The 25227-nt window shown below is 68.8% G+C and carries 20 protein-coding genes; 10 read left to right on the top strand and 10 right to left on the bottom strand.

The window, feature by feature from the left end; translation table 11 throughout:
* The first annotated feature begins 81 nt into the window (after positions 1–81).
* The 5 genes from gcvT to CFB41_RS00765 all read left to right on the top strand — a co-directional run bounded on the left by gcvT (position 82) and on the right by CFB41_RS00765 (position 7389).
* Positions 82–1200 carry a glycine cleavage system aminomethyltransferase GcvT gene (gene gcvT, locus CFB41_RS00785; protein WP_089438953.1) on the top strand — a complete coding sequence of 373 codons (1119 nt, stop codon included), beginning with the start codon at positions 82–84 and terminating at the stop codon, positions 1198–1200.
* A gap of 118 nt (positions 1201–1318) precedes the next feature.
* Positions 1319–1699: a glycine cleavage system protein GcvH gene (gene gcvH, locus CFB41_RS00780; RefSeq protein ID WP_089430428.1), complete on the top strand. Its 381-nt coding sequence runs from the start codon at positions 1319–1321 to the stop codon at positions 1697–1699.
* A 57-nt stretch (positions 1700–1756) separates the two neighbouring features.
* Positions 1757–4684 carry an aminomethyl-transferring glycine dehydrogenase gene (gene gcvP, locus CFB41_RS00775; RefSeq protein ID WP_089455369.1) on the top strand — a complete coding sequence of 976 codons (2928 nt, stop codon included), beginning with the start codon at positions 1757–1759 and terminating at the stop codon, positions 4682–4684.
* 150 nt (positions 4685–4834) lie between these two features.
* Positions 4835–5971, top strand: coding sequence for an alginate lyase family protein (locus CFB41_RS00770; protein ID WP_071335544.1), 1137 nt, complete (start codon positions 4835–4837; stop codon positions 5969–5971).
* Positions 5972–6000: 29 nt separating this feature from the next.
* Positions 6001–7389: an L-serine ammonia-lyase gene (locus tag CFB41_RS00765; protein ID WP_089455368.1), complete on the top strand. Its 1389-nt coding sequence runs from the start codon at positions 6001–6003 to the stop codon at positions 7387–7389.
* Between the two features lie 70 nt (positions 7390–7459).
* On the opposite strand, the gene CFB41_RS00760 is transcribed toward CFB41_RS00765, so the two are convergent.
* Together CFB41_RS00760 and vapB are read right to left on the bottom strand one after the other, a co-directional pair.
* A complete protein-coding gene (locus CFB41_RS00760; RefSeq protein ID WP_089455367.1) occupies positions 7460–7861 on the bottom strand; it encodes a type II toxin-antitoxin system VapC family toxin in 402 nt (133 codons plus the stop codon).
* Positions 7861–8097, bottom strand: coding sequence for a type II toxin-antitoxin system VapB family antitoxin (gene vapB, locus CFB41_RS00755; RefSeq protein WP_089438949.1), 237 nt, complete (start codon positions 8095–8097; stop codon positions 7861–7863). The genes CFB41_RS00760 and vapB overlap by 1 nt, the downstream gene beginning before the upstream one ends.
* A 345-nt stretch (positions 8098–8442) precedes the next feature.
* Here vapB and CFB41_RS00750 point away from each other — a divergent pair, with 345 nt between their 5' ends.
* Positions 8443–10146, top strand: a complete 1704-nt coding sequence (locus tag CFB41_RS00750) for a thiamine pyrophosphate-binding protein (RefSeq protein ID WP_089455366.1) — start codon at positions 8443–8445, stop codon at positions 10144–10146.
* Complete coding sequence (locus CFB41_RS00745) at positions 10143–11240, top strand: glycosyltransferase family 9 protein (protein ID WP_089455365.1); 1098 nt, start codon at positions 10143–10145, stop codon at positions 11238–11240. Before CFB41_RS00750 ends, CFB41_RS00745 begins: the two co-directional genes overlap by 4 nt.
* Before the next feature lie 129 nt (positions 11241–11369).
* Here CFB41_RS00745 and CFB41_RS00740 read toward each other — a convergent pair whose 3' ends face one another.
* The 3 genes from CFB41_RS00740 to CFB41_RS00725 form a co-directional block, all read right to left on the bottom strand.
* On the bottom strand, positions 11370–12404 hold the full coding sequence (locus tag CFB41_RS00740; protein ID WP_089438946.1) for a helix-turn-helix domain-containing protein: 1035 nt from the start codon (positions 12402–12404) through the stop codon (positions 11370–11372).
* A 216-nt stretch (positions 12405–12620) separates the two neighbouring features.
* Entirely contained in the window at positions 12621–13175 is a 555-nt protein-coding gene (locus tag CFB41_RS00735) for a hypothetical protein (protein WP_089455364.1), read from the bottom strand.
* Between the two features lie 316 nt (positions 13176–13491).
* On the bottom strand, positions 13492–15018 hold the full coding sequence (locus CFB41_RS00725) for an aldehyde dehydrogenase family protein (protein ID WP_089438944.1): 1527 nt from the start codon (positions 15016–15018) through the stop codon (positions 13492–13494).
* 322 nt (positions 15019–15340) lie between these two features.
* On the opposite strand from CFB41_RS00725, the gene CFB41_RS00720 reads away from it, so the two are divergent.
* Complete coding sequence (locus tag CFB41_RS00720) at positions 15341–15769, top strand: pyridoxamine 5'-phosphate oxidase family protein (protein ID WP_089455362.1); 429 nt, start codon at positions 15341–15343, stop codon at positions 15767–15769.
* Positions 15770–15868: 99 nt separating this feature from the next.
* Here CFB41_RS00720 and CFB41_RS00715 read toward each other — a convergent pair whose 3' ends face one another.
* Entirely contained in the window at positions 15869–17464 is a 1596-nt protein-coding gene (locus CFB41_RS00715; RefSeq protein ID WP_089455361.1) for an MFS transporter, read from the bottom strand.
* A 154-nt stretch (positions 17465–17618) separates the two neighbouring features.
* Here CFB41_RS00715 and CFB41_RS00710 point away from each other — a divergent pair, with 154 nt between their 5' ends.
* On the top strand, positions 17619–18503 hold the full coding sequence (locus CFB41_RS00710) for a LysR family transcriptional regulator (protein ID WP_039351377.1): 885 nt from the start codon (positions 17619–17621) through the stop codon (positions 18501–18503).
* Between the two features lie 72 nt (positions 18504–18575).
* Here the strand turns inward: CFB41_RS00710 and eutC are convergent, their stop codons facing one another.
* The 4 genes from eutC to CFB41_RS00690 form a co-directional block, all read right to left on the bottom strand.
* A complete protein-coding gene (gene eutC / locus CFB41_RS00705) occupies positions 18576–19370 on the bottom strand; it encodes an ethanolamine ammonia-lyase subunit EutC (protein ID WP_089455360.1) in 795 nt (264 codons plus the stop codon).
* Positions 19367–20764, bottom strand: a complete 1398-nt coding sequence (locus CFB41_RS00700; protein WP_089455359.1) for an ethanolamine ammonia-lyase subunit EutB — start codon at positions 20762–20764, stop codon at positions 19367–19369. Before CFB41_RS00700 ends, eutC begins: the two co-directional genes overlap by 4 nt.
* A gap of 90 nt (positions 20765–20854) precedes the next feature.
* Complete coding sequence (gene eat / locus CFB41_RS00695; RefSeq protein ID WP_089438939.1) at positions 20855–22267, bottom strand: ethanolamine permease; 1413 nt, start codon at positions 22265–22267, stop codon at positions 20855–20857.
* Between the two features lie 303 nt (positions 22268–22570).
* Positions 22571–24034, bottom strand: coding sequence for a mechanosensitive ion channel (locus CFB41_RS00690; protein WP_089438938.1), 1464 nt, complete (start codon positions 24032–24034; stop codon positions 22571–22573).
* A gap of 275 nt (positions 24035–24309) precedes the next feature.
* On the opposite strand from CFB41_RS00690, the gene CFB41_RS00685 reads away from it, so the two are divergent.
* Positions 24310–25188, top strand: a complete 879-nt coding sequence (locus tag CFB41_RS00685; protein ID WP_089455358.1) for a GyrI-like domain-containing protein — start codon at positions 24310–24312, stop codon at positions 25186–25188.
* Positions 25189–25227: the final 39 nt, after the last annotated feature.

The raw sequence follows: 25227 nt of genomic DNA, 5'->3' as shown, positions 1-25227 counted from the left end.
GGATCGCTCGCAGGCCATCGGCCGCGGTGGTCGGCACATGGCCGTTCTGATCCGCGCGCAAGCGCCTTGCCTGAGGCCTCGATGACTGCACTGAATCACACCCCGCTCAACGCCGCGCACCGCGCGCTCAATGCCCGCATGGTCGATTTCGGCGGCTGGGACATGCCCGTCAACTACGGCTCGCAGATCGAAGAACATGAAGCCGTGCGCACCGACGCCGGCATGTTCGACGTGTCGCACATGTGCGTCGTCGATTTCACCGGCAGCCGCGTGCGCGCATTCTTCGAGCATGCGATCGCGAACAACGTCGGCAAGCTCAAGACGCCCGGCAAGGCCCTCTACTCGTGCCTGCTCAATCCGCAGGGCGGCGTCATCGACGACCTGATCGTCTACTACTTCACCGAAGAATTCTTCCGCGTCGTCGTCAACGCCGGCACGGCCGAGAAAGACATCGCGTGGTTCAACCAGCTGAACGAGCAAGGCGGCTTCGGCGTCACGATCGCGCCGCGCCGCGATTTCGCGATCATCGCCGTTCAAGGCCCGAACGCCCGCGAAAAAGCCTGGGCGACGGTGCCCGCCGCGCGTGCCGCCACCAGCGAACTGAAACCGTTCAACGCCGCGCAGGTCGCCGGCACGCCGTTCGGCGATCTCACCGTCGCGCGCACCGGCTACACCGGTGAAGACGGTTTCGAAGTGATCGTCCCGGCCGTGCACGTCGAAGCGCTGTGGAACGCGCTGCAGCAAAACGGCGTGCGCCCGTGCGGGCTCGGCGCGCGCGACACGCTGCGCCTCGAGGCCGGCATGAACCTGTACGGCCAGGACATGGACGACACCGTGTCGCCGCTCGACGCGGGCCTCGCGTGGACGGTCGATCTCTCCGCGCCGCGCGACTTCGTCGGCCGCGCCGCCCTGGAAGCCAACGGCACCCGCGCCGCGTTCGTCGGCCTGATCCTGCAGAAGGAGAACGGCAAGGCAGGCGGCGTGCTGCGCGCGCACCAGAAAGTCGTCACGCCGCACGGCGAAGGCGAGATCACGAGCGGCACGTTCTCGCCGTCGATGCAGGAATCGATCGCGTTCGCGCGCGTGCCGGCGGCCGTCCAGATCGGCGACCTGGTCCAGGTGCAAATTCGAGACAAGAATCTTCCCGCGCGCGTGGTAAAACTGCCGTTCGTGCGCAACGGCAAGGTCCTCGCTGCGTAACGGCCGGGAGGCCCGCCTCCCGGGAAGCCGGGAGATGGCGCCCGGCGCAACACCACACCCGGCGCGCCCCGGCGGCGCGCCAGCATAACGAACACACCCTTTTATCCAGGAGCATCCGATGAGCAACGTCCCGGCCGATCTGAAATACACCGACGAACACGAGTGGATCCGCACCGAGGCGGACGGCACGCTGACGGTCGGCATCACCGATCACGCGCAGAGCACGCTCGGCGACATCGTCTTCCTCGAACTGCCGCAAGTCGGCAAGTCGGTGACGGCGGGCGACGCCGTCGGCGTCGTCGAATCGGTGAAGGCCGCATCCGACATCTACTCGCCGGTGTCCGGCGAGGTCGTCGCGATCAACGAAGATGCCGCCAATTCGCCGGAAGAAGTGAACAGCGACGCGTACGGCGTGTGGCTGTTCAAGATCAAGCTCGCGGCCGGCGCGTCGACCGACAAGCTGATCGACGCTGACGCATACAGCAAGCTGATCGACTAATTTCCCTACCCGATCCGCGCGGCGCCGGCTCGGCGCGCGCGGAACCAGAGTCACGCCATGAAGCTCGAACACCCGGACCGCCTGATGAACCGCACGCCCCTCTCGCTCGCCGCGCTCGAAACGCACGACGCGTTCGCCGAACGCCACATCGGCCCCGACGCCGCCAGCCAGCAGGCCATGCTCGACACGCTCGGCTTCCCGACGCGCGCCGCCCTGATCGACGCCGTGATCCCGGCCTCGATCCGCCGCGCCGAAACGCTGCCGCTCGGCCCGTTCGCGCAGCCGAAGAGCGAAGCCGAAGCCCTCGCCGCGCTGCGGGTTCTCGCGGACAAGAACCAGGTGTTCCGCTCGTATATCGGTCAGGGTTACCACGACACGCACACGCCGGCCGTGATCCTGCGCAACGTGCTCGAAAACCCGGCGTGGTACACGGCCTACACGCCGTACCAGCCCGAAATTTCCCAGGGTCGCCTCGAGGCGCTCCTGAACTTCCAGCAGATGGTTGCCGACCTCACCGGCCTCGCGATCTCGAACGCGTCGCTGCTCGACGAAGCCACCGCCGCCGCCGAAGCGATGACGCTGCTGCAGCGCACCGGCAAGCCGGCATCGAACGTGTTCTACGTCGCCGACGACGTGCTGCCGCAAACGCTCGAAGTGATCCACACGCGCGCGCTGCCGGTCGGCATCGAGGTCAAGACCGGCCCGGCCGCCGACGCCGCGCAAGCGAATGCATTCGGCGTGCTGCTGCAGTACCCGGGCGTGAACGGCGACGTGCGCGACTACCGCGCGCTCACCGAAGCGATCCACGCAGCCGGCGGCCACGTGGTCGTCGCGGCCGACCTGCTCGCGCTGACCGTCCTCACGCCGCCGGGCGACTGGGGCGCGGACGTCGCGATCGGCAACACGCAGCGCTTCGGCGTGCCGATGGGCTTCGGCGGCCCGCACGCCGCGTATCTCGCGGTGCGTGACGAATTCAAGCGCCAGATGCCGGGCCGCCTCGTCGGCGTGACGGTCGACGCGCAGGGCAAGCCCGCGCTGCGCCTCGCGCTGCAGACGCGCGAACAGCACATCCGCCGCGAGAAGGCGACGTCGAACGTGTGTACCGCGCAGGCGCTGCTCGCGATCATGGCCAGCATGTACGCGGTCTACCACGGCCCGCACGGCCTGAAGACGATCGCGCTGCGCGTGAACCGCATCGCGGCGCTGCTCGCCGCCGGCGTGAAGCAGCTTGGCTTCACGACCGTCAACGACACGTTCTTCGACACGCTGACGATCGACACCGGCGCGCGCACCGCGCAGGTTCACGAATTCGCGAAGGCGAAGCGCATCAACCTGCGCCGCGTGAGCGACACGCAAGTCGGCGTATCGGTCGACGAAACGACGACGCGCGACGACCTCGCCGATCTCCTCGCCGTGTTCGCGCAGGCCGCGGGCGGCACCGCACCGGCCGTCGACGCGCTGGACGCCGGCCTCGCCGGCGTCCCCGCGCTGCCGGCCGGCCTCGAGCGCACGAGCGCGTACCTGACGCACCACGTGTTCAACCGCCACCATTCCGAAACCGAAATGCTGCGCTACCTGCGCAGCCTGTCGGACAAGGATCTCGCGCTCGACCGCTCGATGATCCCGCTCGGCTCGTGCACGATGAAGCTGAACGCGACGTCGGAAATGCTGCCCGTCACGTGGCCTGAATTCGGCCGCATCCACCCGTTCGCGCCGGCCGAGCAGACCGTCGGCTACCGCGAGATGATCGACCAGCTCGAGCAGATGCTCGTCGCGGCCACCGGCTACGCGGCCGTGTCGCTGCAGCCGAACGCGGGCTCGCAGGGCGAGTACGCGGGCCTGCTGATCATCCACGCTTACCACGCGTCGCGCGGCGAAGCCCATCGCGACGTGTGCCTGATCCCGGCGTCGGCGCACGGCACGAACCCGGCATCCGCGCACATGGCCGGCATGAAGGTCGTGGTCGTCGCCTGCGACGCGCAGGGCAACGTCGACATCGCCGACCTGAAGGCGAAGGCCGAGCAGCACGCGAAGGACCTCGCGGCAATCATGATCACGTATCCGTCGACGCACGGCGTGTTCGAGCAGAACGTCCGCGAGATCTGCGAGATCGTCCATGCGCACGGCGGCCAGGTGTACGTCGACGGCGCGAACATGAACGCGATGGTCGGCCTGACCGCGCCGGGCCAGTTCGGCGGCGACGTGTCGCACCTGAACCTGCACAAGACCTTCTGCATCCCGCACGGCGGCGGCGGCCCGGGCGTCGGCCCGGTCGCGGTCGGCGCGCACCTCGCGAAGTTCCTGCCGAACCAGCGTTCGACCGGCTACACGCGTGAAGAAGACGGCATCGGCGCGGTATCGGCCGCCCCGTACGGCTCGGCGTCGATCCTGCCGATCTCGTGGATGTACATCGCGATGATGGGCGCGAAGAACCTGACCGCCGCGACGGAAACCGCGATCCTCAACGCGAACTACATCGCGAAGCGCCTCGCGCCGCACTACCCGGTGCTGTATTCGGGCCCGGGCGGGCTGGTCGCGCACGAGTGCATTCTCGACCTGCGTCCGATCAAGGAATCGAGCGGCATCACCGTCGACGACGTCGCGAAGCGCCTGATGGACTACGGCTTCCACGCGCCGACGATGAGCTTCCCGGTGCCGGGCACGCTGATGGTCGAGCCGACCGAATCGGAGTCGCAGGAAGAACTCGACCGCTTCATCGCCGCGATGATCGCGATCCGCGAGGAGATCCGCGCCGTCGAGGAAGGCCGCGCCGACCGCGAGGACAACCCGCTGCGTCACGCACCGCACACGGCGGCCGTCGTCACCGCGGACGAATGGCCGCACGCGTACTCGCGCGAGCAGGCTGCGTACCCGGTCGCGTCGCTGGGCACGAACAAGTACTGGCCGCCGGTCGGCCGCGCGGACAACGTCTACGGCGACCGCAACCTGTTCTGCTCGTGCGTGCCGATGTCGGAATACGCATAACGCGCGCCAGCCCAGGAGCCGCCCGATGGTGACCGCACCGCACGCAACCCGGAGTTGCGTGCGGTTTTTTGTTCGCCGCTCGAACCGGTTCACGTTCGTCCGCCAATCCGGCTAACATCACACGCGATCCAGCCAATGAAGGAGTTCCGCATGGTGCGTCCGATGTTTCCGGGCCATGGTGCAATGCAAGGGCGGCCGCGCGCGCGCCGCGTCGTGCCGATGCTCGTCGCGTCGCTGTCGTTTGCCGCCGCCGGTCTCGGCGCGTCCGGCAGCGCGCGCGCGGCGATGAATTTCTGCGCGGCGCCGGCACTGCAGGCGAGCGAGACGACACAGGCCGAGCCGGGCATCCAGGCGCTGATCCGCAGCGTCGACGCGCGCATCGGCGAGCAGCCGAAGGCGATGGCGCGCGTGCACACCGAGGGCACGCTGCCGCATGAAGGCATCTACGACCAGAGTGCCGCCGCGCTGAAGGATCTCGACCTGATGCGCGATGCCGCGCTCGCGTGGCGCGTGACGAACGCGCCGCGCTACCTGCAGCTCGTCGACCGCTTCCTGTCCGCGTGGGTCGCGACCTACCAGCCGAGCTTCAACCCGATCGACGAGACGCGTTTCGAAAGCCTGATCGTCGCGTACGACATGACCGCGAGCGCGCTGCCGGTGAAGACCCGCAACGCGACGGCCGCGTTCATCGCGAAGCTCGGCGCCGGCTACGTCGCGCAGATCGACGCGCAGAAGCGTCCGCTCACGGGCACCTGGCGCAACAACTGGCAGAGCCACCGGATTAAGCTGATCGCGCTGTCCGCGTTCACGCTCGGCGACCGCAAGATGATGAACGCCGCGCAGCGGCTGTTCGTCGAGCATCTCGCCGACAACATCGGCCCGGACGGCAAGACCTGGGATTTCGAGGAACGCGATGCGCTGCATTACGCGGTCTACGACCTGCAGCCGCTGGTGACGGCCGCGCTCGCCGCGCGCCGCTTCAACCGCAACTGGCTGCGCGAACGGGGCGCGAACGGCGCGACGCTCGCGGCCGCGCTCGACTGGCTCGTGCCGTACGCGCTCGGCGAAAAAACCCACGAGGAATTCGTGAATTCGCCGGTGCCGTTCGACGCGAAGCGCCGCGAGGCCGGCCTGCCGGGCTACACGGGGCAGTGGGACCCGAAAAACGCCACCGAACTCTTTCATCTGGCCGCGCGGCTCGACGGGCGCTATGCCCGCGTCGCGCAGCAGCTTTCCCCAACGCCGCCCGCATGGCTCGCCGCGTGCCTGCCATTGCAGGCGCGCTAGCACATTCTTAAAGCAAGGCAGGAATCACTATGGCAGTCAGCGTCTTCGACCTTTTCAAGATCGGCATCGGTCCGTCCAGTTCGCATACGGTCGGGCCGATGCGTGCGGCGCTGATGTTCGTCCAGGGACTCGAACGTGACGGGCAACTCGCGGCGACGGCCCACGTGAAGGTCGAGCTGTACGGCTCGCTCGGCGCGACCGGCAAGGGCCACGGCACCGATCGCGGCGTGATGCTCGGCCTGCTCGGCGACGCGCCCGACACCGTCGATCCCGACACGATCGACACGCGGCTGGAAGACATCCGCAAATCGAAGCAGCTCGCGCTGCTCGGCACGCATCCGGTGCCGTTCGTGCTGAAGGAGAACATCGCGTTCTACCGTCAGGCGTTGCCCGAGCACCCGAACGGGATGAAACTGCGCGCGTCCGACGCAAGCGGCAACGTGCTGGTCGAGCGCACCTACCTGTCGGTCGGCGGCGGCTTCGTCGTGACGGCCGGCGCGCCGAACACGAAGGTGCTGAGCGCGGCCGAGCAGATGACCCATCCGTTCCGCACCGGCGCCGAGCTGCTCGCGCTGACCGAGTCGACCGGCAAGTCGATCGCGCAGCTGATGTGGGAAAACGAGCGCGCGTGGCACACCGAGGAAGAGACGCGCGACGGCCTGCTGAAGATCTGGGCCGTAATGCAGTCGTGCGTGTCGCGCGGCTGCGGGATCGGCAACCCGGAAGCCGACGGCAACCTGCCCGGCCCGTTCCAGGTCAAGCGCCGCGCGCCGCAGCTGTACCGCACGCTGACGGGCAGCCCCGAGCGCGCACTGCAGGATCCGCTGTCGATGATCGACTGGATCAACCTGTACGCGATCGCGGTCAACGAGGAAAACGCGGCCGGCGGCCGGGTCGTCACCGCGCCGACCAACGGCGCGGCCGGCATCATCCCGGCCGTGCTGCACTACTACACGCGCTTCACGCCCGGCGCGAACGAACAGGGCGTGATCGACTTCCTGCTGACGGCCGCCGCGATCGGCATTCTTTACAAGCTGAACGCGTCGATCTCCGGCGCGGAAGTCGGCTGCCAGGGCGAAGTGGGCGTCGCGTGCTCGATGGCGGCCGGCGCGCTCGCGGCCGTGCTCGGCGGCACGCCGCAGCAGGTCGAGAACGCGGCCGAGATCGGGATGGAACACAACCTCGGCCTCACCTGCGACCCGGTCGGCGGGATGGTGCAGATCCCGTGCATCGAGCGCAACGCGATGGCGTCGGTGAAGGCGGTCAACGCGGCGCGCATGGCGCTGCGCGGCGACGGCTCGCACTACGTGTCGCTCGACTCCGTGATCAAGACGATGCGCGAGACGGGCGCCGACATGAAGACGAAGTACAAGGAAACGTCGCGCGGCGGGCTGGCGGTGAATATCGTCGAGTGCTGATGCTGGATCCGGGCGTCATGCGGGACAATCCGACGTCTCGCATGACCCTCGGGCGCCCTGCGTGCCCTGATCAATCGTCCAGCCAGTTCTCCAGCCGCAATCCCGGATAGCTCACAAAATCCCGCTCGTTGTTGGTCACGAGTACGACATCGAGCGACACCGCATGGGCGGCGATCAGCTTGTCGAGGTGATCCTTCTTCCGCTCCCGGGTTGCCTCGCGGACCGGACCATACGCTTGCGCCGCCGCGACGTCGAACGGCGCGACCGGAATGTCGTCGATCAGCGCGGCAAGATTGCCGCGCTCCCGCGCAGGGCTCGCGCACGCCGCGACGCCGTACTCGAGCTCGGCGTACGTGATCGCCGACATCACGACGTCCCCCGTGTAGCACTGCGCAAACCGCCTCGCAACCTGCTCCGGCTGATTCTTCATCAGGCAGATGCACATGTTGGTGTCGAGCATGTAGCGCGGCATCACCAACCCTCGCGTTCGGCCTGCTCGTGGTCGCCGCGCCCTTCGGCCATGAAATCCGGCCCGAATTTCGCGAATTTCTCGAGGACGCGGGTCAACGGCCGCCGCGCCGGCCGAATGCGGATTTCGTCGCCGATGCGCTCGATTTCCAGTTCGATATCACTGCGTTCATAGGCAAGGTCGGCAGGAATTCGCACGGCCTGCGAGTTGCCGTTCCGAAATACCCTCGTCGTATGCATGTCGCCCCCAACATCCGGATGTACTGTGGATGTACAGTATATCCGCTTGGCCGACGATGTAAATCCATGTGTGTACATCAGCGCTTACCTCGGTATCGATTCGGACGCGAACGCCGGCACGCCGCTCTTTTCTTCGCGGACGCGGCCCCTTCCGTAACCCCGCGCCGAGCGGGCCGGCGAGACATTCGTAGCGTTCAATTCTTCTGCGTTGGGGCGGCACGCACAAGCTGGCCGTTCGGCCGAAACCGCGTTGCATGCCCCGCATCCCTACGTGTTCCGACACTATTCAGGGGCCGCCCAACGGGCGTAAGCTGTACGTCCCGCTACCCAGGGAGACGGCAGCCCATGTCGCATTCCAAGGATCTCGAGCAGCCCGCCACCACCGGCGCGCGACTGCTCGTCGATGCGTTGCTCGCCAATCACGTCGAACGCGTGTTCTGCGTGCCGGGCGAGAGTTTCCTCGCCGTACTCGATGCGCTGGCGGACGACACCGCGCGCATCCAGACGGTCGTCTGCCGCCACGAGGCGGCCGCCGCGAACATGGCCGAGGCCGTCGGCAAGCTCACCGGCCGCCCCGGCATCGCGTTCGTCACACGCGGCCCCGGCGCGACCCATGCGTCGATCGGCGTGCACACCGCGTTCCAGGATTCGACGCCGATGATCCTGTTCGTCGGCCAGTGCGCCCGGGAGCACCTCGATCGCGAAGCCTTCCAGGAAATCGACTACCGGCGGATGTTCGGCCAGATGGCGAAATGGGTCGCGCAGATCGACGACCCGCGCCGTATCCCCGAATACCTGAGCCATGCGTTCCACGTCGCGACGTCGGGCCGCCCCGGCCCGGTCGTGCTCGCGCTGCCGGAAGACGTGCTGTCCGAAGCATGCGCGCCGCAGCCGGTCGTGCCGGCCGCGAAACGCGTCGCGGCCGCGCCGTCAGCCGCGCAGCTCGACGAACTGCGCGAGCGGCTCGCGCGCGCCGAGCGGCCGTTCGCGATCGTCGGCGGCAGCGGCTGGACACCCGACGCGTGCGCGAACCTGCGCACTTTCATCGAGCGCTGGCAGTTGCCGGTGGCCTGCGCGTTCCGCTACCAGGACACGATCGACAACGCGCACCCGAACTACGCGGGCGACGTCGGGCTCGGGATCAACCCCGCGCTCGCGAAGCGCATCCGCGACGCCGACCTGCTGCTCGTGATCGGGCCGCGTCTCGGCGAAGCGACGACCGGCGGCTACACGCTGCTCGACATCCCGAAGACGCGCCAGACGCTGATCCACGTACATCAAGGCGCGGACGAGCTTGGCCGCGTGTATGCGGCCGACCTGCCGATCGTGTCGGGCATGCCCGAAATCGCCACGCCGCTCGCCGCGCTCGAGGCGCCCGAACACCCGGCGTGGGCCGGCACCGCTGCCGACGCGCATCGCGCGTACCGCGAATGGCATGCGCCGCTGCCGATGCCCGGCGACGTCCAGCTCGGCGACGTGATGGTGCAGCTGCGCGAGCGCCTGCCGCATGACGCGATCCTCACCAACGGCGCCGGCAACTATGCGATCTGGCTGCATCGCCACTTCGCGTACCGGCACTTCCGCTCGCAGCTCGCGCCGACCAGCGGCGCGATGGGCTACGGCGTGCCGGCCGCGCTTGCCGCGAAGTCGCTGTACCCGTCGCGCGCCGTCGTCGCGCTCGCGGGCGACGGCTGCTTCATGATGGCCGGCAACGAGCTCGCGACCGCGATGCAGTACGGGCTGAACATCGTCGTGATCGTCGTCAACAACGGGCATTTCGGCACGATCCGCATGCATCAGGAGCGCAACTACCCGGGGCGCGTGCATGGCACGGGGCTCACGAATCCCGATTTCGCCGCGTATGCGCGAGCGTTCGGCGCGCATGGCGAGACCGTCGAGCGCACCGCCGATTTCGCGCCCGCGCTCGAGCGCGCACTGACCTGCGGGCTGCCCGCGCTGATCGAGATCCGCATCCCGCAGGACGCCAGCACGCCGGCCGCGACACTCGAGCAGATCCGCGAACAAGGCCGCCGCGCGCGCGGCGGATGACGATGGGTACGCACGCCGCGCCGCCCGCCGTCGCGCTGTCGCACGACGACGCGCTCACGCTCCCCGGCACGCTGCTCGCGCCGGACGGCACGCTCGTCGCGCCATACGACCTCGAGCAGGGCGGCGCGCGCGCCGTCGGCCACGTGCCGGCCGCGTCCGCGCGTGGCCTGCTGCACGCCGCGCACCGGCCGTTCCGGCTCGACTACGACCGCGCACGGCACGTGCACGTGATCAACGGAATGGGCGTCACGCTCGGCGATTCGGTGATCGGGCTCACCGCCCTCGCCGCGCTGCGTGCGGCGCACCCGGGCCTGCACTTCACGCTGTACCGGCCGGCCCGCGCGCCGCGCTACGTCGAGGCGCTGTATGCGCTCGCGGCCGACCTCGTCGCGCCGTCGCGCGCACTGCCGTACCGCGCCGACACGCTGCCGGCGGATGCACCGTGCATCGACGTCGGCAATCACCTGTACTGGCCCGCGTTCGCGCGGCTGCCGATGATCGATTTCTTCCTCGACGCGCTCGGCGTGGAGCCCGCGTCGGTACCGGCGTCGGCCAAGCGCAACCGCTGGCTCGCGCGGCTGCCGCTGCCTGCGCTGCCCGAGGAATGGCGGCGCCCGTACGTGCTGTTCTGCCCGACCGCGAGCACCGCGTTGCGCAGCGTGCCGCCCGCGTTGCGGGCAACGTTCGTCGAGCGACTCGCGCAGCGCTACGGATTGCCGGTGGCCGGGTTCGGGCCCGTCGCCCATCCCGCCTATGTCGACGTGAGCGCCGATGCGGCCGACGATACGGCCCGGTTCATCGCATGGGTCAAGGGTGCCGCCCTGCTGTTCGCGCCCGATACCGCCGCGCTCCATCTAGCCGACGGTTTCGACGTGCCGACGCTCGCGTGCTTCACGACGATCGGGCCGGCGCTGCGCGTGCGCGACTACCCGCATTGCGTGCCGGTCGCGCTCGACGTGCCCGCCGAATTGTTCGGGATGCATCGCAGCGAGCGGCCGGCCGATCTCGCGGCGGTCGAGGCCGCCTATCGCGCGATCGACTGGGATGCGCTGGCGTGGCCCGCGCCGCGCGAAGCGGCGGCTACGGCCGAATAGGGGAACAGGGTACGGCGGCCGGTTGGGAGGCTGAAAACGTCGATGCGTGTACGCGCCGCCGGAGCCGGTGCCTGCGCCTGAGCCGAAGGCCGCGTCTAAACCAGACCCGCTTCGCCTACCGCCCCACGCTCACCCCACCGCCACCATCACCGCGCGATCGCGCAGCGTCTCCGACGGCCGCTTGCCGAACAGCCGCCGGTAATCCGTCGCGAACTGGCTGAGATGCCAGAAGCCCCACGCCTCGGCCACGTCCTGCACCGAGCCGGCCGCGCGGCCGCACAAGTCACGCCGCGCGCCGTTCAGCCGCAGCGTGCGCAGGTAAGTGGCGGGCGCCATGCCGAGCACGTCCTGGAAGCAGTACTGCAGCGTGCGCCGGCTCACGTGCAACTGCTCGCACAGCTCGGGCACGCCGACCGGGCGCGTGCGGTGCGCGAGCACGTAGTCGCGCGCCTGGTCGACGATCCAGCGGCGCATCGACGGCGCACGGCCCGAATCGTCGTCGGCCGGCTGCGCGCACGCGTCGAACAGCGCGGCCAGCACCTCGGCCTGCAGGTCGTCGCGCTGCGCATCGGCCAGCGGGCCGGCCATCGCCACCGCGCCGTCGAGCCGGCGGCCGAGCAGCGCACACAGGCGCGCGAGCCGCGCATCGCCGACCTGCATCACGCGCTGCGTGAACAGCCGCTCGTCGAGCGCGCGGTGTTCGACGTCTTCCGCGTAGTGACGCAGCACATCGCCGCGCACGACCACACCGTAGATCGAGAACTGCGCGGGCGTCACCAGTTCGAACTCCACGTTGCCGGGCCGGAACGCGAGCGCACCCGGCCCGATGCGGCACGCATCGACGCGCGCGGTGCCGTCGCTCACGAGCGGAATGCCGAACCAGTACGCATCGCCGCGCACCTCGCATGCCTGCCGCAGCAGGTGGCTCGTCGATTCGCGAAACAGCTTCATCGTGTCGAGCGGCAGCTCGGTCAGCGTGCCGACGAAGCGGCCGGCCGCGAGCTGGTCGTAGGTCTGCCGCCAGCCGATCAGGTTGCGCGCCTGCTCGTCGGCGTCATGCGCGACGCTGACGACCGCCTGCCCGGCCAGCGCATCGTCGCCCTGCGCGTTGCGCCGCGTGTCTTCGGCCGTCGGTTCTTCGCTGCACGCCACGTATTGGTCCATCGTGTCCTCCCTCACCTGCCCGGAACCGCACCTGCCACGCAAGTCCCGTGCCGAACGGCGCGCGACCCGCGCAAAGTCCGTCATTCGACGCTGCGCGGCACGGAAGCGCCATGCGGGCATGCCCGAACGCGTTGTCGCACGCACCCCGTCGGTGCGGCACGCGCCGCGCCGGCGCATCCGGTACGCAGCGCTCGCCTGGCACTGCGCGGCGACCGGCTAGCCATCGTTCGCGGGCCGCAGCCGCACGACGCGCGTGCCGCAATTGCCGTACGCCTGAGTCACCGCCACCTCGACGATCGCGCTGCCGGCCGGCCACGGCGCCGCGTCCGCATCGGCCAGATCCGTCCGCAGCGTCGCGCGCCCGTTGATCCGGTAACGGATGCCGCGCACGAAGTCGACGAACAGCAACCCGACGCCGCTGCCATTACACCGCGCCGCGTCAATCCGGCCGCCGTCGCGCTCGCCGTACACCGGCAGCACGAAGCGCAGCGTCTTCGTATCGATCACGCGCACGACCGGCAGCAGGTCGCCGTTCGCGTCGCGCCGGCTCTGCACGATGTCGCAGGTCACGCCCGCCTGCCCGCCGCACGCCGTGCCGACGAACATGAAGGGCTGCGTCTCGATGAACTGCCGCACGCCCATGCTCAGCCGCGTCGTCACGACGTCGCTCACCCGCTCGGCCTCGTCGGCGACGCCGAAGCGGTGATGCGCGTCGAGTTCACCTGCGTGGAACACGGGATGGCGTGAATAGGATCGGGGCGGTTCTGACATGGGGTTTTACGTCCGGCGCGCCGGCTCGACTTGCCGCGGAAAACGAACGACCATCGGTATCGTTTCCGGCGAAGGCCGCGGCAATGCGCGACCGATGCCGGGTTGCGAATGCGAATGGGCGGAAACGGTCAATCTCGGGATCGCCGGTCGGTCGCGCGGCATGCATCCGCGCACCGGTCGTCGGCCAGGCAACCACCGCCGACCGGCGCGATACGCGTTCGACGACCGTCCGGTATCCGAAGCTTTGCCGCTCGAGACGGCGCCCCGACCGGCCGACGCCTAGCACCGCCGGCCGGCCAGGACGCCCGCGCACGGATCAGAAGAACCCGAGCGCCTCGGCCTGGTAGCTCACCAGCAGGCACTTCGTCTGCTGATAGTTCGACAGGGCCATCTTGTGCGTCTCGCGGCCGATCCCCGACTGCTTGTAGCCCCCGAACGCCGCATGCGCGGGATACAGGTGGTAGCAGTTGGTCCACACGCGGCCGGCTTCGACCTCGCGGCCCATCCGGTACGCGCGCGTGCCGTTGCGCGTCCACACGCCCGCGCCGAGCCCGTAGAACGTGTCGTTCGCGAGTTCGATCGCCTCCTGCTCGTCCTTGAACGTCATCACCGACGCGACCGGCCCGAAGATCTCTTCCTGGAACACGCGCATCTTGTTGTTGCCGAGCAGCATCGTCGGCTTCACGTAGTAGCCCGTGCCGAGTTCCGCCGCCGGCGCCGTGCGCTCGCCGCCGGTCAGGCATTGCGCGCCTTCGCCGCGGCCGATGTCGATGTACGACAGGATCTTGTCGAGCTGCTGCTGCGACGCCTGCGCGCCGATCATCGTCTGCAGGTCGAGCGGGTGGCCGGCCTTGATGCGCTCGACCCGCGCGACCGCCTTCTCGATGAACTTCTCGTAGATCGATTCCTGGATCAGGATCCGCGACGGGCACGTGCACACTTCGCCCTGGTTCAGCGCGAACATCGCGAGCCCTTCGAGCGCCTTGTCGAGGAACGCGTCGTCCTGGTCGAGCACGTCGGCGAAGAAGATGTTCGGGCTCTTGCCGCCCAGTTCGACCGTCGACGGGATCAGGCTGTCGGCCGCGGCGCGCAGGATGTGCTTGCCGACCGGTGTCGAGCCGGTGAACGCGATCTTCGCGATGCGCTTGCTGGTCGCGAGCGCTTCGCCCGCTTCCTTGCCGAAGCCGTTCACGATGTTGATCGTGCCGGCCGGGAACAGATCGCCGATCAGCTCCATCAGCACCAGCACCGATGCCGGCGTCTGCTCGGCCGGCTTCATCACCACGCAGCAGCCGGCCGCGAGCGCCGGCGCGAGCTTCCACGCGGCCATCAGCAGCGGGAAGTTCCACGGGATGATCTGGCCGACGACGCCGAGCGGTTCGTGGAAATGGTACGCGACGGTGTTGTCGTCGATTTCGGAGATGCCGCCTTCCTGCGCGCGGATGCAGCCCGCGAAATAGCGGAAGTGGTCGACCGCGAGCGGCAGGTCGGCCGCCATCGTCTCGCGCAGCGGCTTGCCGTTGTCGATGGTCTCGGCCACGGCCAGCAGCTTCAGGTTCTTTTCCATCCGGTCGGCGGCGGCGAGCAGCAGGTTCGCGCGCTCGGCGACCGACGTCTTGCCCCACTTGCGGCGTGCGGCGTGCGCGGCGTCGAGCGCGAGCTCGATGTCGTCGGCGCCCGAGCGCGGGATGCGACAGAACGGCTGGCCGTTGATCGGCGACACGTTCTCGAAGTACTCACCTTTCACCGGCGGAACCCACTTGCCGCCGATGTAGTTGTCGTATTGCTGACGGTACGGGTATTCGACGTCGAGGCCCAGTTGCTTCAGGTCAAACGGGTTCATACATGTCTCCTGTTCATCGTGCTTGTGTGAGTACAGCGCCGGTTGGAATTGCGCTGCCCTCGTTTACGCAACATGCGTGCCAAACAGGACGGAAGCATGGCAACCAAGGCCGGCCCGCGTGCGCACCGTGCCGTGTTCACCGACGCAGCATGGCGGGTGTGCCGATTCTGAACAGCCTGGTTGCGCAGCGCGCCGGAGCGGTGTTCGAAATCTCCACAGTGCGCGGGCGCAGCTGCGCGCGGAAGCAGGCCGTGCCGCGTGGCATGTCGCTTGCGTGCGCCCTTCGCATTCCCATGAAGCGGCGTGTGCGCCGACCGACACCATGAACGACCGCGGCCCCCTGACCGACGACGCCATCGCGTTCATCCGCGAACAGGCGTTCCTGATCGTCGCGACCGCCGACGCGGCCGGCAACAGCGACTGCTCGTACCGCGGCCGCCAGCCACGCGCGGACGGCTCGTTCGAGCCGCTCGTCGACCTGCCCGACCGCCGCACGCTCGTGCTGCCCGACTTCGCGGGCAACAACCTGTTCAACACGATCGGCAACCTGCTGGTGAATCCGGCCGTCGCGCTGCTGTTCGTCGACTTCGTGCGGCAGACGACCTGGCTCGTGCAGGGCCGCGCGACGATCGACGAGGAGGCGGGCAGCCGTGCGTATCTGTGGCCCGATGCGCGGCGCTATGTGGTGGTTGAGGTGGAGCACGCACAGGCACGGGCGGATGCGACGCTGCCGCCGCTGGTGCTGGCTTGAGGGGCAAGGCGGAGCGTCAGCGTACGAATGCGGCGATGACGAAACAGGACGACGCGCCCGCCGCCGTGGCTGGCGCGCTCGTGCGCGACGACGCGAGGCTCAACGCGTGGGCGTCTCCGCACAAGCCGGTTCGATCCGGCGGCGCACCGGCACGTCGGTGTCGTCATCCGTTTCAGTCGCCGCCGGTCGCCTGCCGAGAAACGCGAACACCACCCCCGCACACAGCACCGTCACGACCGCCAGCCCGATCAACAACCGATCGAACGCATGCGTGTAACTCGCGAGCAGCGCCGCATGCCCGACACCCGGCAACGCAACCGCCGCGCCTGCAAGATCACCGGTCGCGAGCCGCGCCGCCGCATGCAGCGTCGCGTCGGGCATGCCGGCGGCACCCGCCGCCTGCGTCAACCCCGTCCGCGCCAGCCCGGCCAGCAGCGCACCCACGATCGCGAGCGCGATCCCTTCGCCGGCCACGCGCGTCGTGCTGAAGATTCCCGTCGCCATCCCCGCGCGCTCCTTCGGCACGACGCTCACCGACAGCCCGTCCATCAGCCCCCACGGCATCCCGGCGCCGACGCCGATCGTCACCATCGGCGCGATCGCCGCGGCCCCCGCGCCGCCGCGCAGCGCAATGCCCAGCCACACGAGCCCGGCTGCCGCGATCAGGAGCCCGAACCCCGAGATCACGCCGGCCGACAGCCAGCGCGTGAGCGTCGCCGCGATGAACGGCACGACCAGCATCGGCGCGGAAATCGCGAGCATGAGCCAGCCGGCGTCGATCTCGCTGAAGCCGTCGATGCCGATGAAGCGCAGCGGCAGCACGACGAGCAGCACGATGTAGCAGCAGCAGGTCGACACCGGCAGCACCTGCACGCCGACGAAGCGCGCGATCCGGAACAGCGACAGGTCGAGCATCGGCCGCGCGACGCGCGTCTCGATCGCGACGAACGCCCACGCGCCGAGCGCCGCGCCTGCCAGCAGCGCGATCACCAGCGGGCTCGACCAGCCGCGCGCGGGCGCCTCGATCACGCCGAACGTGAACAGCGTCAGCGCGGTGGTGAACGCGGCCGTGCCGGGCCAGTCCAGCCCCGTCGCATGCGGGTCGCGCGACTCGTGCATGCGCGGCAGCCCGACTACGAGCGACAGCCCGCCAGCCACCGCGCTGGTCACGAAGATCGCGCGCCAGCCGTGATGCCCGATCAGCGCGCCGGCCAGCACGGGCCCGAACGCAAGCCCGACGCCGAAGGTCGTGCCGAGCAGGCTGAATGCGCGCGTACGCGCCGCGCCGTCGAATTCCTGCGCGAGCGCGGCCGTGCCGCCCGCGAGCGCCGCGGCCGCCGCGAGCCCTTGCGCGGCGCGCAGCAGGTCGACCGCGAGCATCGACGGCGCGAACGCGAGCGCGACCGACATCAGCGTGAAGCCGCCGATGCCGCTCGCGAACAGGCGCTTGCGGCCGAACTGGTCGGCCAGCGCACCGGCCGCCATCAGGAAACTGCCGAACGCGAGCATGAACGCGTTGGTGATCCAGTTCATCGCGACCGTCCCGCCGTGCAGGTCGCGGCCGATCGCGGGCGTCGCGACGGCGCCGCCCGAAAACGACAGCGGCAGCGCGACGGCGGCCAGGCAGACGGCGGCCAGCACCCATGCGCGCCGGCGTGCCGACGGGTCCGAAGCGGCTGAAAAAGGGGGATCCATCATCGCTCCTCGAAAAGCCGGCGCGGATGCGCCGTCAGAGCGACAGAAGATAAATCCGATTCAATCCGTGAAAAACCACGCAAAGCTCCGCATATAACGGACTAGAATTCCGCAATTCACTCGACCACGTGCGTCGACGCACGCCTTCGACTCGATGGACAACCTGACCGGCATCGTCGCCTTCGTCCGCACCGCGGAAGCATTGAGCTTCGTCGCGGCCGGCCGCGCGCTCGGCATCTCGGCGTCGGCGGTCGGCAAGACGATCGCGAAACTCGAGCAGTCGCTCGGCGTGCGGCTGTTCAACCGCACGACGCGGCGCGTCACGCTCACCGAAGAAGGGCGGCACTTCTACGAACGCTGCCAGCGGATCCTCGAGGATTTCCGCGACGCCGAAGCAACCGTGACGGCCTCCGCGCAGCGCCCGCGCGGCAAGCTGCGCGTGAGCCTGCCGGTGATCGGCTACCGGTTCCTGCTGCCGGTGCTGCCCGAATTCCGGCAACGCTACCCGGACGTCGAACTCGATCTCGATTTCAACGACCGGATGGTGGACGTCGTCGAAGGCGGCTTCGACGCGGTGATCCGCAGCGGCCCGCTGTCGGATTCGAGCCTGATGTCACGGCGGCTCGGCCCGTTCGCGTTCGTGCTGTGCGCGACGCCCGCGTATCTCGCGCAGGCCGGCACGCCGCGCACGCCGCGCGATCTCGAAGCGCACGAATGCGTGCGCTACTGCTTCCCGACCACCGGCAAGCTGCAGGACTGGGCGCTCGCGGCCGACGACGGCACGCCGCTGAAGCTGCGCACCGCGCTGACCTGCAACAACATGGAAGCCCTGCGCGGCACCGTGCTCGCGGGGCTCGGCATCGGCTACATGCCCGACTTCCTTGCGCGTGACGCGCTGGAGCACGGCGCACTCGTCACCGTGCTCGACGACTACCGGATCGCACCGGGGCAATTCTCGATCGTGTGGCCGTCGAGCCGGCAGCTGTCGCCGAAGCTGCGCGTGTTCGTCGATTTTCTGTGCGAGCGGTTGTTCAGATAGGCGCCCGTCAGGCCGCTCGAACGGCTCGAAAGGCTCGAACACCGCCACGCGGCGGCCCGCGCATGGGGTTTTTCAATCCGCTCCGATCCGCTCCGCCTCCGCCTGGGGCAGCAACGCATCGCTGTCGTCCTTCAGACCGACGCCCGTCAGCCCGAGCCGGCGCGCGTGCGTCATCAGGTAATGCAGCTTGTGCGCGGCCCCCGCGTACGGCAGCCCTTCAGGCCGCACGTTCGAGATGCAGTTACGCAACGCATCGTGGCAGCCGACCTTCGGCGCCCACGTCAGGTACACGCCGAGGCTGTCCGGCGAGCTGAGCCCCGGCCGTTCGCCGATCAGCATCGCGACGACCTTCGCGCGCAGCAATTCGCCGATCTCGTCGCCGAGCGCGACGCGCGCCTGCGTCGCGACCACCACCGGGCCGATCCGCCAGCCATCCGCATCGAGCCGCGGCCGCACGGCCTGCAGCAACGGCAGCGCCTGCTTCGCGGCCGCGAACGCCGACAGCCCGTCGCCGACCACGAACACGACGTCGGGCCCATCGCCGCTCACCGCGTCGCCGTGCGCCGCCAGCAGCGCGCGCCCTTCATCCGACAGCTTGCGGCCGAGGTCGGGCCGGCGCAGGTAATGCTGGCGATCGGGCGTCGCGCTCTGCACGCCGAGCGTCGCGAAGCCGGCCGCGTCGAGCTCGCGCCGCAGCGCGTCCGCGTCGAGCGGCTGGTGCACCGCGTCGCGCGCCTGCGCATGCGACAGGTTGAACGCTAGCAGCGGCGCGGTCGGCAGGCTGTTGCCCGCGCGGCCGAGCGCGATCCGCGCGTTCGTGAACGACTTCAGCTGCGCCCACGGGTTCTTTTCGACGGCGTCGCTCATGCCGAAATCCCCATCCAGTCGTTCGCACCCGCGAGCAGCGGCACGCGCGACGTCGCGGCGCGCAACGCACCGTGCGCGTCGGCGATCTCCATCGTCTCCAGCCACTCCTCGAATTCCGGCGCGCGGCGCAGGCCGAGCACCTCGCGCACGTACAGCTGGTCGTGGAACGACGTGCTCTGGTAGTTCAGCATCACGTCGTCCGCGCCCGGAATCCCCATGATGAAGTTGATGCCGGCCGCACCGAGCAGCGTCAGCAGCGTGTCCATGTCGTCCTGGTCGGCTTCCGCGTGGTTCGTGTAGCAGATGTCGCAGCCCATCGGCACGCCGAGCAGCTTCCCGCAGAAGTGATCCTCGAGCCCCGCGCGGATGATCTGCTTGCCGTCGTACAGGTATTCCGGCCCGATGAAGCCGACCACCGTGTTCACGAGGAACGGGTCGAACTTGCGCGCCACCGCATACGCGCGCACTTCGCAGGTCTGCTGGTCGACGCCGAAGTGCGCGTTCGCCGACAGCGCACTGCCTTGCCCCGTCTCGAAGTACATCAGGTTGTTGCCGACCGTGCCGCGCTTGAGCGACAACGCGGCCTCGCGCGCCTCGCCGAGCAGCGCGAGCGAGATGCCGAAGCTCGCGTTCGCCTTCTCGGTGCCCGCGATCGACTGGAACACGAGGTCGACCGGCGCGCCCTTCTCGACCGCCGCGATCGTGTTGGTCACGTGCGTGAGCACGCACGACTGCGTCGGCACGCCGTAGCGTTCGCGGAAGCCGTCGATCATCGCGAGCAGCTTCACGATCGCCGCGAGGCTGTCGGTGGCGGGGTTGATGCCGATCATCGCGTCGCCGCAGCCGTACATCAGCCCGTCGAGCATCGACGCGGCGATGCCCTTGACGTCGTCGGTCGGGTGGTTCGGCTGCAGCCGCACCGACATCCGGCCCGGCAGCCCGACCGTGTTGCGAAAGCGCGTGACCACGCGGCGCTTCCGCGCCGCCGCGATCAGGTCCTGGTTGCGCATCAGCTTCGACACCGCCGCGACCATCTCGGGCGTGAGGCCCGGCGCGATCCGTTCGAGCGCCGCGCCGTCGGCCGCCGGCGACAGCAGCCAGTTGCGGAACTCGCCGACGGTGAGGTGCGAGATTTCCGCGAAGGCAGCCGCATCGTGATCGTCGACGATGAGGCGCGTGACCTCGTCGTCTTCGTACGGGATCACCGCTTCGTTCAGGAACGCCTTCAGCGGCACGCCCGCGAGCGCGATTTTCGCGGCGACGCGCTCCTCCTCGCTCGCCGCCGCGACCCCGGCGAGCTGGTCGCCGGAACGCAACGGGCTCGCCTTCGCGAGCAGCGTCTTCAGGTCCGCGAAACGGTACGTGCGCGGACCGATCGTCTCCGTATAGGACATCTGCGAATCTCCTTGCCAAAAGCCGACGGCGCGCCCGTTCGACGGGGCGCGCCGGATGCCGTCAGGAACGGCCGTTCATCGTCACCCTGCTCACTCCTCCAGCAGCGCGTCGCCCGGCGCACTCGCACGCTGCGCACGCGTCGCGAGGAAGTACGCGTAGCCGAACGCGAGGAAGCCGAGGAACACCAGCGCGACCAGCCCGTTGAAGTACACCATCGTGCCGAGACAGACGAGCGCGGCCAGGATCGCGAATGCCGGGAAGATCGGGTACAGCGGCGCGCGGAACGGCCGCGCCATGTTCGGCTGCGAGCGGCGCAGCTTGAACAGCGACGCCATGCTCACGATATACATCACGATCGCACCGAATACCGACATCGTCACGATATTCGCGGTCAGCGTCTGGCCGCCGAACTGGATCAGCTCGTCGCTGTAGATCGCCGCGATCCCGACCACGCCGCCCGCGAGGATCGCGCGATGGGGCGTCTTGAAGCGCGGATGCACCTTCCCGAGCCATTCCGGCAGGTAGCCTTCGCGGGCCAGCGCGAAGATCTGGCGCGAATAGCCGAGGATGATCCCGTGGAACGACGCGACCAGCCCGAATAGCCCGAGCCACACGAGCATGTGCATCCAGCCGCTGTTCGCGCCGACGATGTACTTCATCGCCTGCGGCAGCGGATCGTTGATGTTCGCGAGCTTGGTCCAGTCGCCCGCGCCGCCGGCGAACACCATCACGCCGATCGCGAGTGCAACGAGGGTCAGGATTCCGGCCACGTACGCGATCGGGATCGAGCGCTTCGGGTTCTTCGCTTCTTCGGCGGCCATCGCGACGCCTTCGATCGCGAGGAAGAACCAGATCGCGAACGGGATCGCCGCGAACATCCCGTGGAACGCGCCCACGCTGAAATGATCGGCGCCCGACCAGCCGCCCTTCATGAAGTTGCTCCACGCGAAGCCCGGCGACACGACGCCCATGAACACCAGCAGCTCGAAGATCGCGAGCAGCGTGACGACCAGCTCGAAGGTCGCCGCGATCTGCACGCCGACGATGTTCAGCGCCATGAACACGAGATACGCGCCCATCGCCGCGTGCTTGGGCTCGAGGCCGGGGAACTGCACGTGCAGGTACGCGCCGATCGCGAGTGCGATCGCGGGCGGCGCAAACACGAACTCGACGAGTGTCGCCGCACCGGCGAGATAGCCGCCGGTCGGGCCGAATGCCCGGCGCGCATACGCGAACGGGCCGCCCGCATGCGGGATCGACGTCGTCAGCTCGGTGAAACTGAAAATGAAGGTGGTGTACATCGCCGCGACGAACAGCGCGGTGACGACGAAGCCCAGCGTGCCGGCGCTCGCCCAGCCGTAGCTCCAGCCGAAGTACTCGCCGGAAATCACGAGGCCGACCGCGATGCCCCACAGTTGCCAGGTCCCGAGCGTCTGCTGGAGCGCGGGCTGGCCGGACGACTTGGCGCCGGCGGCGGGCCGGCCATTCGACTCTGCTTTCATCGGACTCTCTCCTCAAAGGCGCCATGCCTGCCGGCCTGCGCGACTGAGAATCGATGCTAGAGAGTCATTAAACGACGTGTTATCGAAATTCGGCAAAGATCGCGGCTGACATTTCGCTTGCAGAAATGCCGACACGGAACGCGTGACGCAGGCGGCACAGCGGCAGCCTTCGCCGAACGCCGGGCGCTGGCGGCGCCGCGCGAGCGGACGCTATCGCGTGCCGTTCTCGCCCGGCCGGATCCACCTGCGGCCGCAGCGCCGCCCGGCCATGCCGCGCGGCCGGACGGATGCGCGACGGTGGCGTTACTGGCCGCCGCCGCGCTGGTTGAACCAGCGGTCGAGCAGCTTGCCGGCCGCTTCGCGGCCGCCGAGGCCGAACGACAGCGCCACCGCCACCGCGATCGCGCCGAGCACGAGGCCGAAGGCGAGCTGGACGATCTCGTTGGCGATGCCCATCGCGCGCAGCCCCATCGCGAACACGAGGCCCAGGATCGCGAATTGCGCGATGCGCGCGAACAGCACGCTGTGCTCGCGGTCGGCCTGCTCGATCACGCGGCGCGCGAGGCCCGCGAGCCACACGCCGATCACGAGGATCACGCCACCCATCAGCACGTGGCCGCCGAATTCGATGAACAGCGTGACGACGTCGCGCACCTGCGAGAAGCCGAGCCGGTTCGCCGCTTCGACCGACGCGAACAGCATCGCGAAGAACACGATCAGCCGCGCGACCAGCACCGACGGCTGCAGGATCCCCGAGAACACGCGCTCGACGCCGAGCACGGCCGGCAGCCCGTCGGCGCCCGCGGCTTCCAGCAGCTTCTGCGCGAGCGACGCGACGAAGCGCGCGAAGTAGAACGTCACCAGCACGATCACGATCGCCGCGACGATGTCCGGCACCGCGCCGAGGAACTGGTTCAGCATGTTGGTGGCCGGCACCGAGATCGCGTCGATCTTCAGCGCGTCGAGCGCGGAGATCAGCGTCGGCACGAACACGAACACGTAGACGATCGTGCCGACCAGGCTCGACACGCGCACGGGCGTCGGGCTGTCGAGGCGCTGCGTGAGGCGGTCGGCGCCGGCGGCGACGAGCAGGTTCGTCACGAGGCCGCGCAGCACGCGCGCGACGATCCAGCCGACGATGCCGATCACCGCGGCCGCGAAAATGTTCGGCACGATCGCGAGCAGCTTGTCGACCATCCCCTGCACCGGCGACAGCAGCCCCGACAGCGCGAACGATCCGAGGATCGCCGGCAGGAACATCAGGATCACGAGCCAGAACAGCACGTCGCCGAGATAGCCGCTCATCGGCTGCATGCCGGCGCCTTCGGACAGCTTGTCGTCGATCTTGCTCGCCTTCAGCGCGCGGTTCGCGAGGCTGCGCAGCAGCGACGCGATGAGCCACGCGATCAGCGTCAGCGCCGCGCCGCCGATCAGGTTCGGCAGGTAATTGACGATGTGCGTGACGAGCAGCGAGAACGGGTTCGAGACCGCATACAGGTTGAGCACGTTGAAGATGCCCACCGCGGTGACGAGCAGCACGAGCCAGAACAGGCCGCCCGCGATGATGCGCTCGACGCAGGCACCCTGGCCGGTACTTTCGTTGATCCGCTGATCGACCTTCAGCGCGCTCAGCAGGCGCATTGCGCCGGCCCGCACGACGACGGCGATCAGCCAGCCGATCACCAGGATGCCGATCGCGCCGGCGATCTTTGGCAGATACCCCCCTAGCGTGGTCTGCAGCGACGTGATGAAGCTGGAAGCATCCATTTCTTCTTCTCCCGAAAACGTGGTGTTGCGATTGAACATCGACGAACTACCTGCGTACTTCGAAAAACGTGCTGCCCCGACGGAGCAACTTACCCGAGAAAAATGACGCGATCACCCGATTTCACCGTCTTTAACTTTAGTTCTAGATCTGCGCGGGGCAAGACCCTATTTCGCCCAAATAAAAAGGGCGCGATTCATCGGTTTCCTACGCATTTCCGCAAGATTTATCCAATCCGGCCGTGCTACCGTGACGTCGGTTCCTGCCCGGACACGCGATGATCAACGAAACGAAACCCGACCCGCCCGCCTGGCTTCGCTATGCGGCGAGCGTGGCGCGCGTCCACGCGTACATTCACGCGCACCTCGACGGCCCGCTCGACCTGAACCGGCTCGCCGAAGTCGCGTGCCTGTCGCCGTATCACTGGCAGCGCGTCTATCGCGCGCTGTACGGCGAGTCGATCGTGCTGACGGTGCGGCGGATGCGGATCGTGCGCGCATCCGAGGATCTCGTGTGCACGGCGCGGCCGATCGACGAAATCGCACGGCGCGCGGGCTACGGTTCGACGCATGCGTTCGCGCGGGCGTTTCGCGACGCTTACGGCGTGCCGCCCGTGCAGCACCGGCGCACGGGCCGCCACCGGCCCATCTATCCGTTACAGCGTGGAGAAGAAGACATGTTCAAGCATGAAGTGGAGATCCGGCGGCTGCCGGAATTGCACGGCTATGCGGTGGCGCACACCGGTTCGTACCTGAAGGTCGGCGACGCGTTCGCCTGGATCGGTGCGTGGGTCGGGCAGCACGGGCTGATCGGCCCGGGCGCGAAGATGATCGGGATCTTTTACGACGACCCGGACACGACCCCCGAAGCACAGTTGCGCGCGAAGGCCTGCTTCGTGCCGGCCGACGGCGCGCCTGACATCGAACCCGTACCGCCGGTGGAGCGTGCGACGGTCGCCGGCGGCGAATACGCGGTGCTGCTGCATACGGGGCCGTATGCGGACCTGAAGACCGCCTACCAGTGGCTCTACGGCGACTGGCTGCGTCACGCGGGCCGTGAGGCTGCCGACGCGCCGCCGTTCGAGCTGTACCTCAATACGCCGATGGATGCCGCGCCGGCCGACCTGCGCACCGAGATCTACCTGCCGCTGCGCTGATCGCAAGCCTGCGCGGCGGCCTGAAACGAAGCGCGCCGG

The sequence above is a fragment of the Burkholderia sp. AU33803 genome (assembly GCF_002223095.1).
Lineage (GTDB): Bacteria > Pseudomonadota > Gammaproteobacteria > Burkholderiales > Burkholderiaceae > Burkholderia.
Note: the sequence above shows the minus strand (reverse complement) of the source record. Positions and strands in the feature narration are given on the sequence as shown.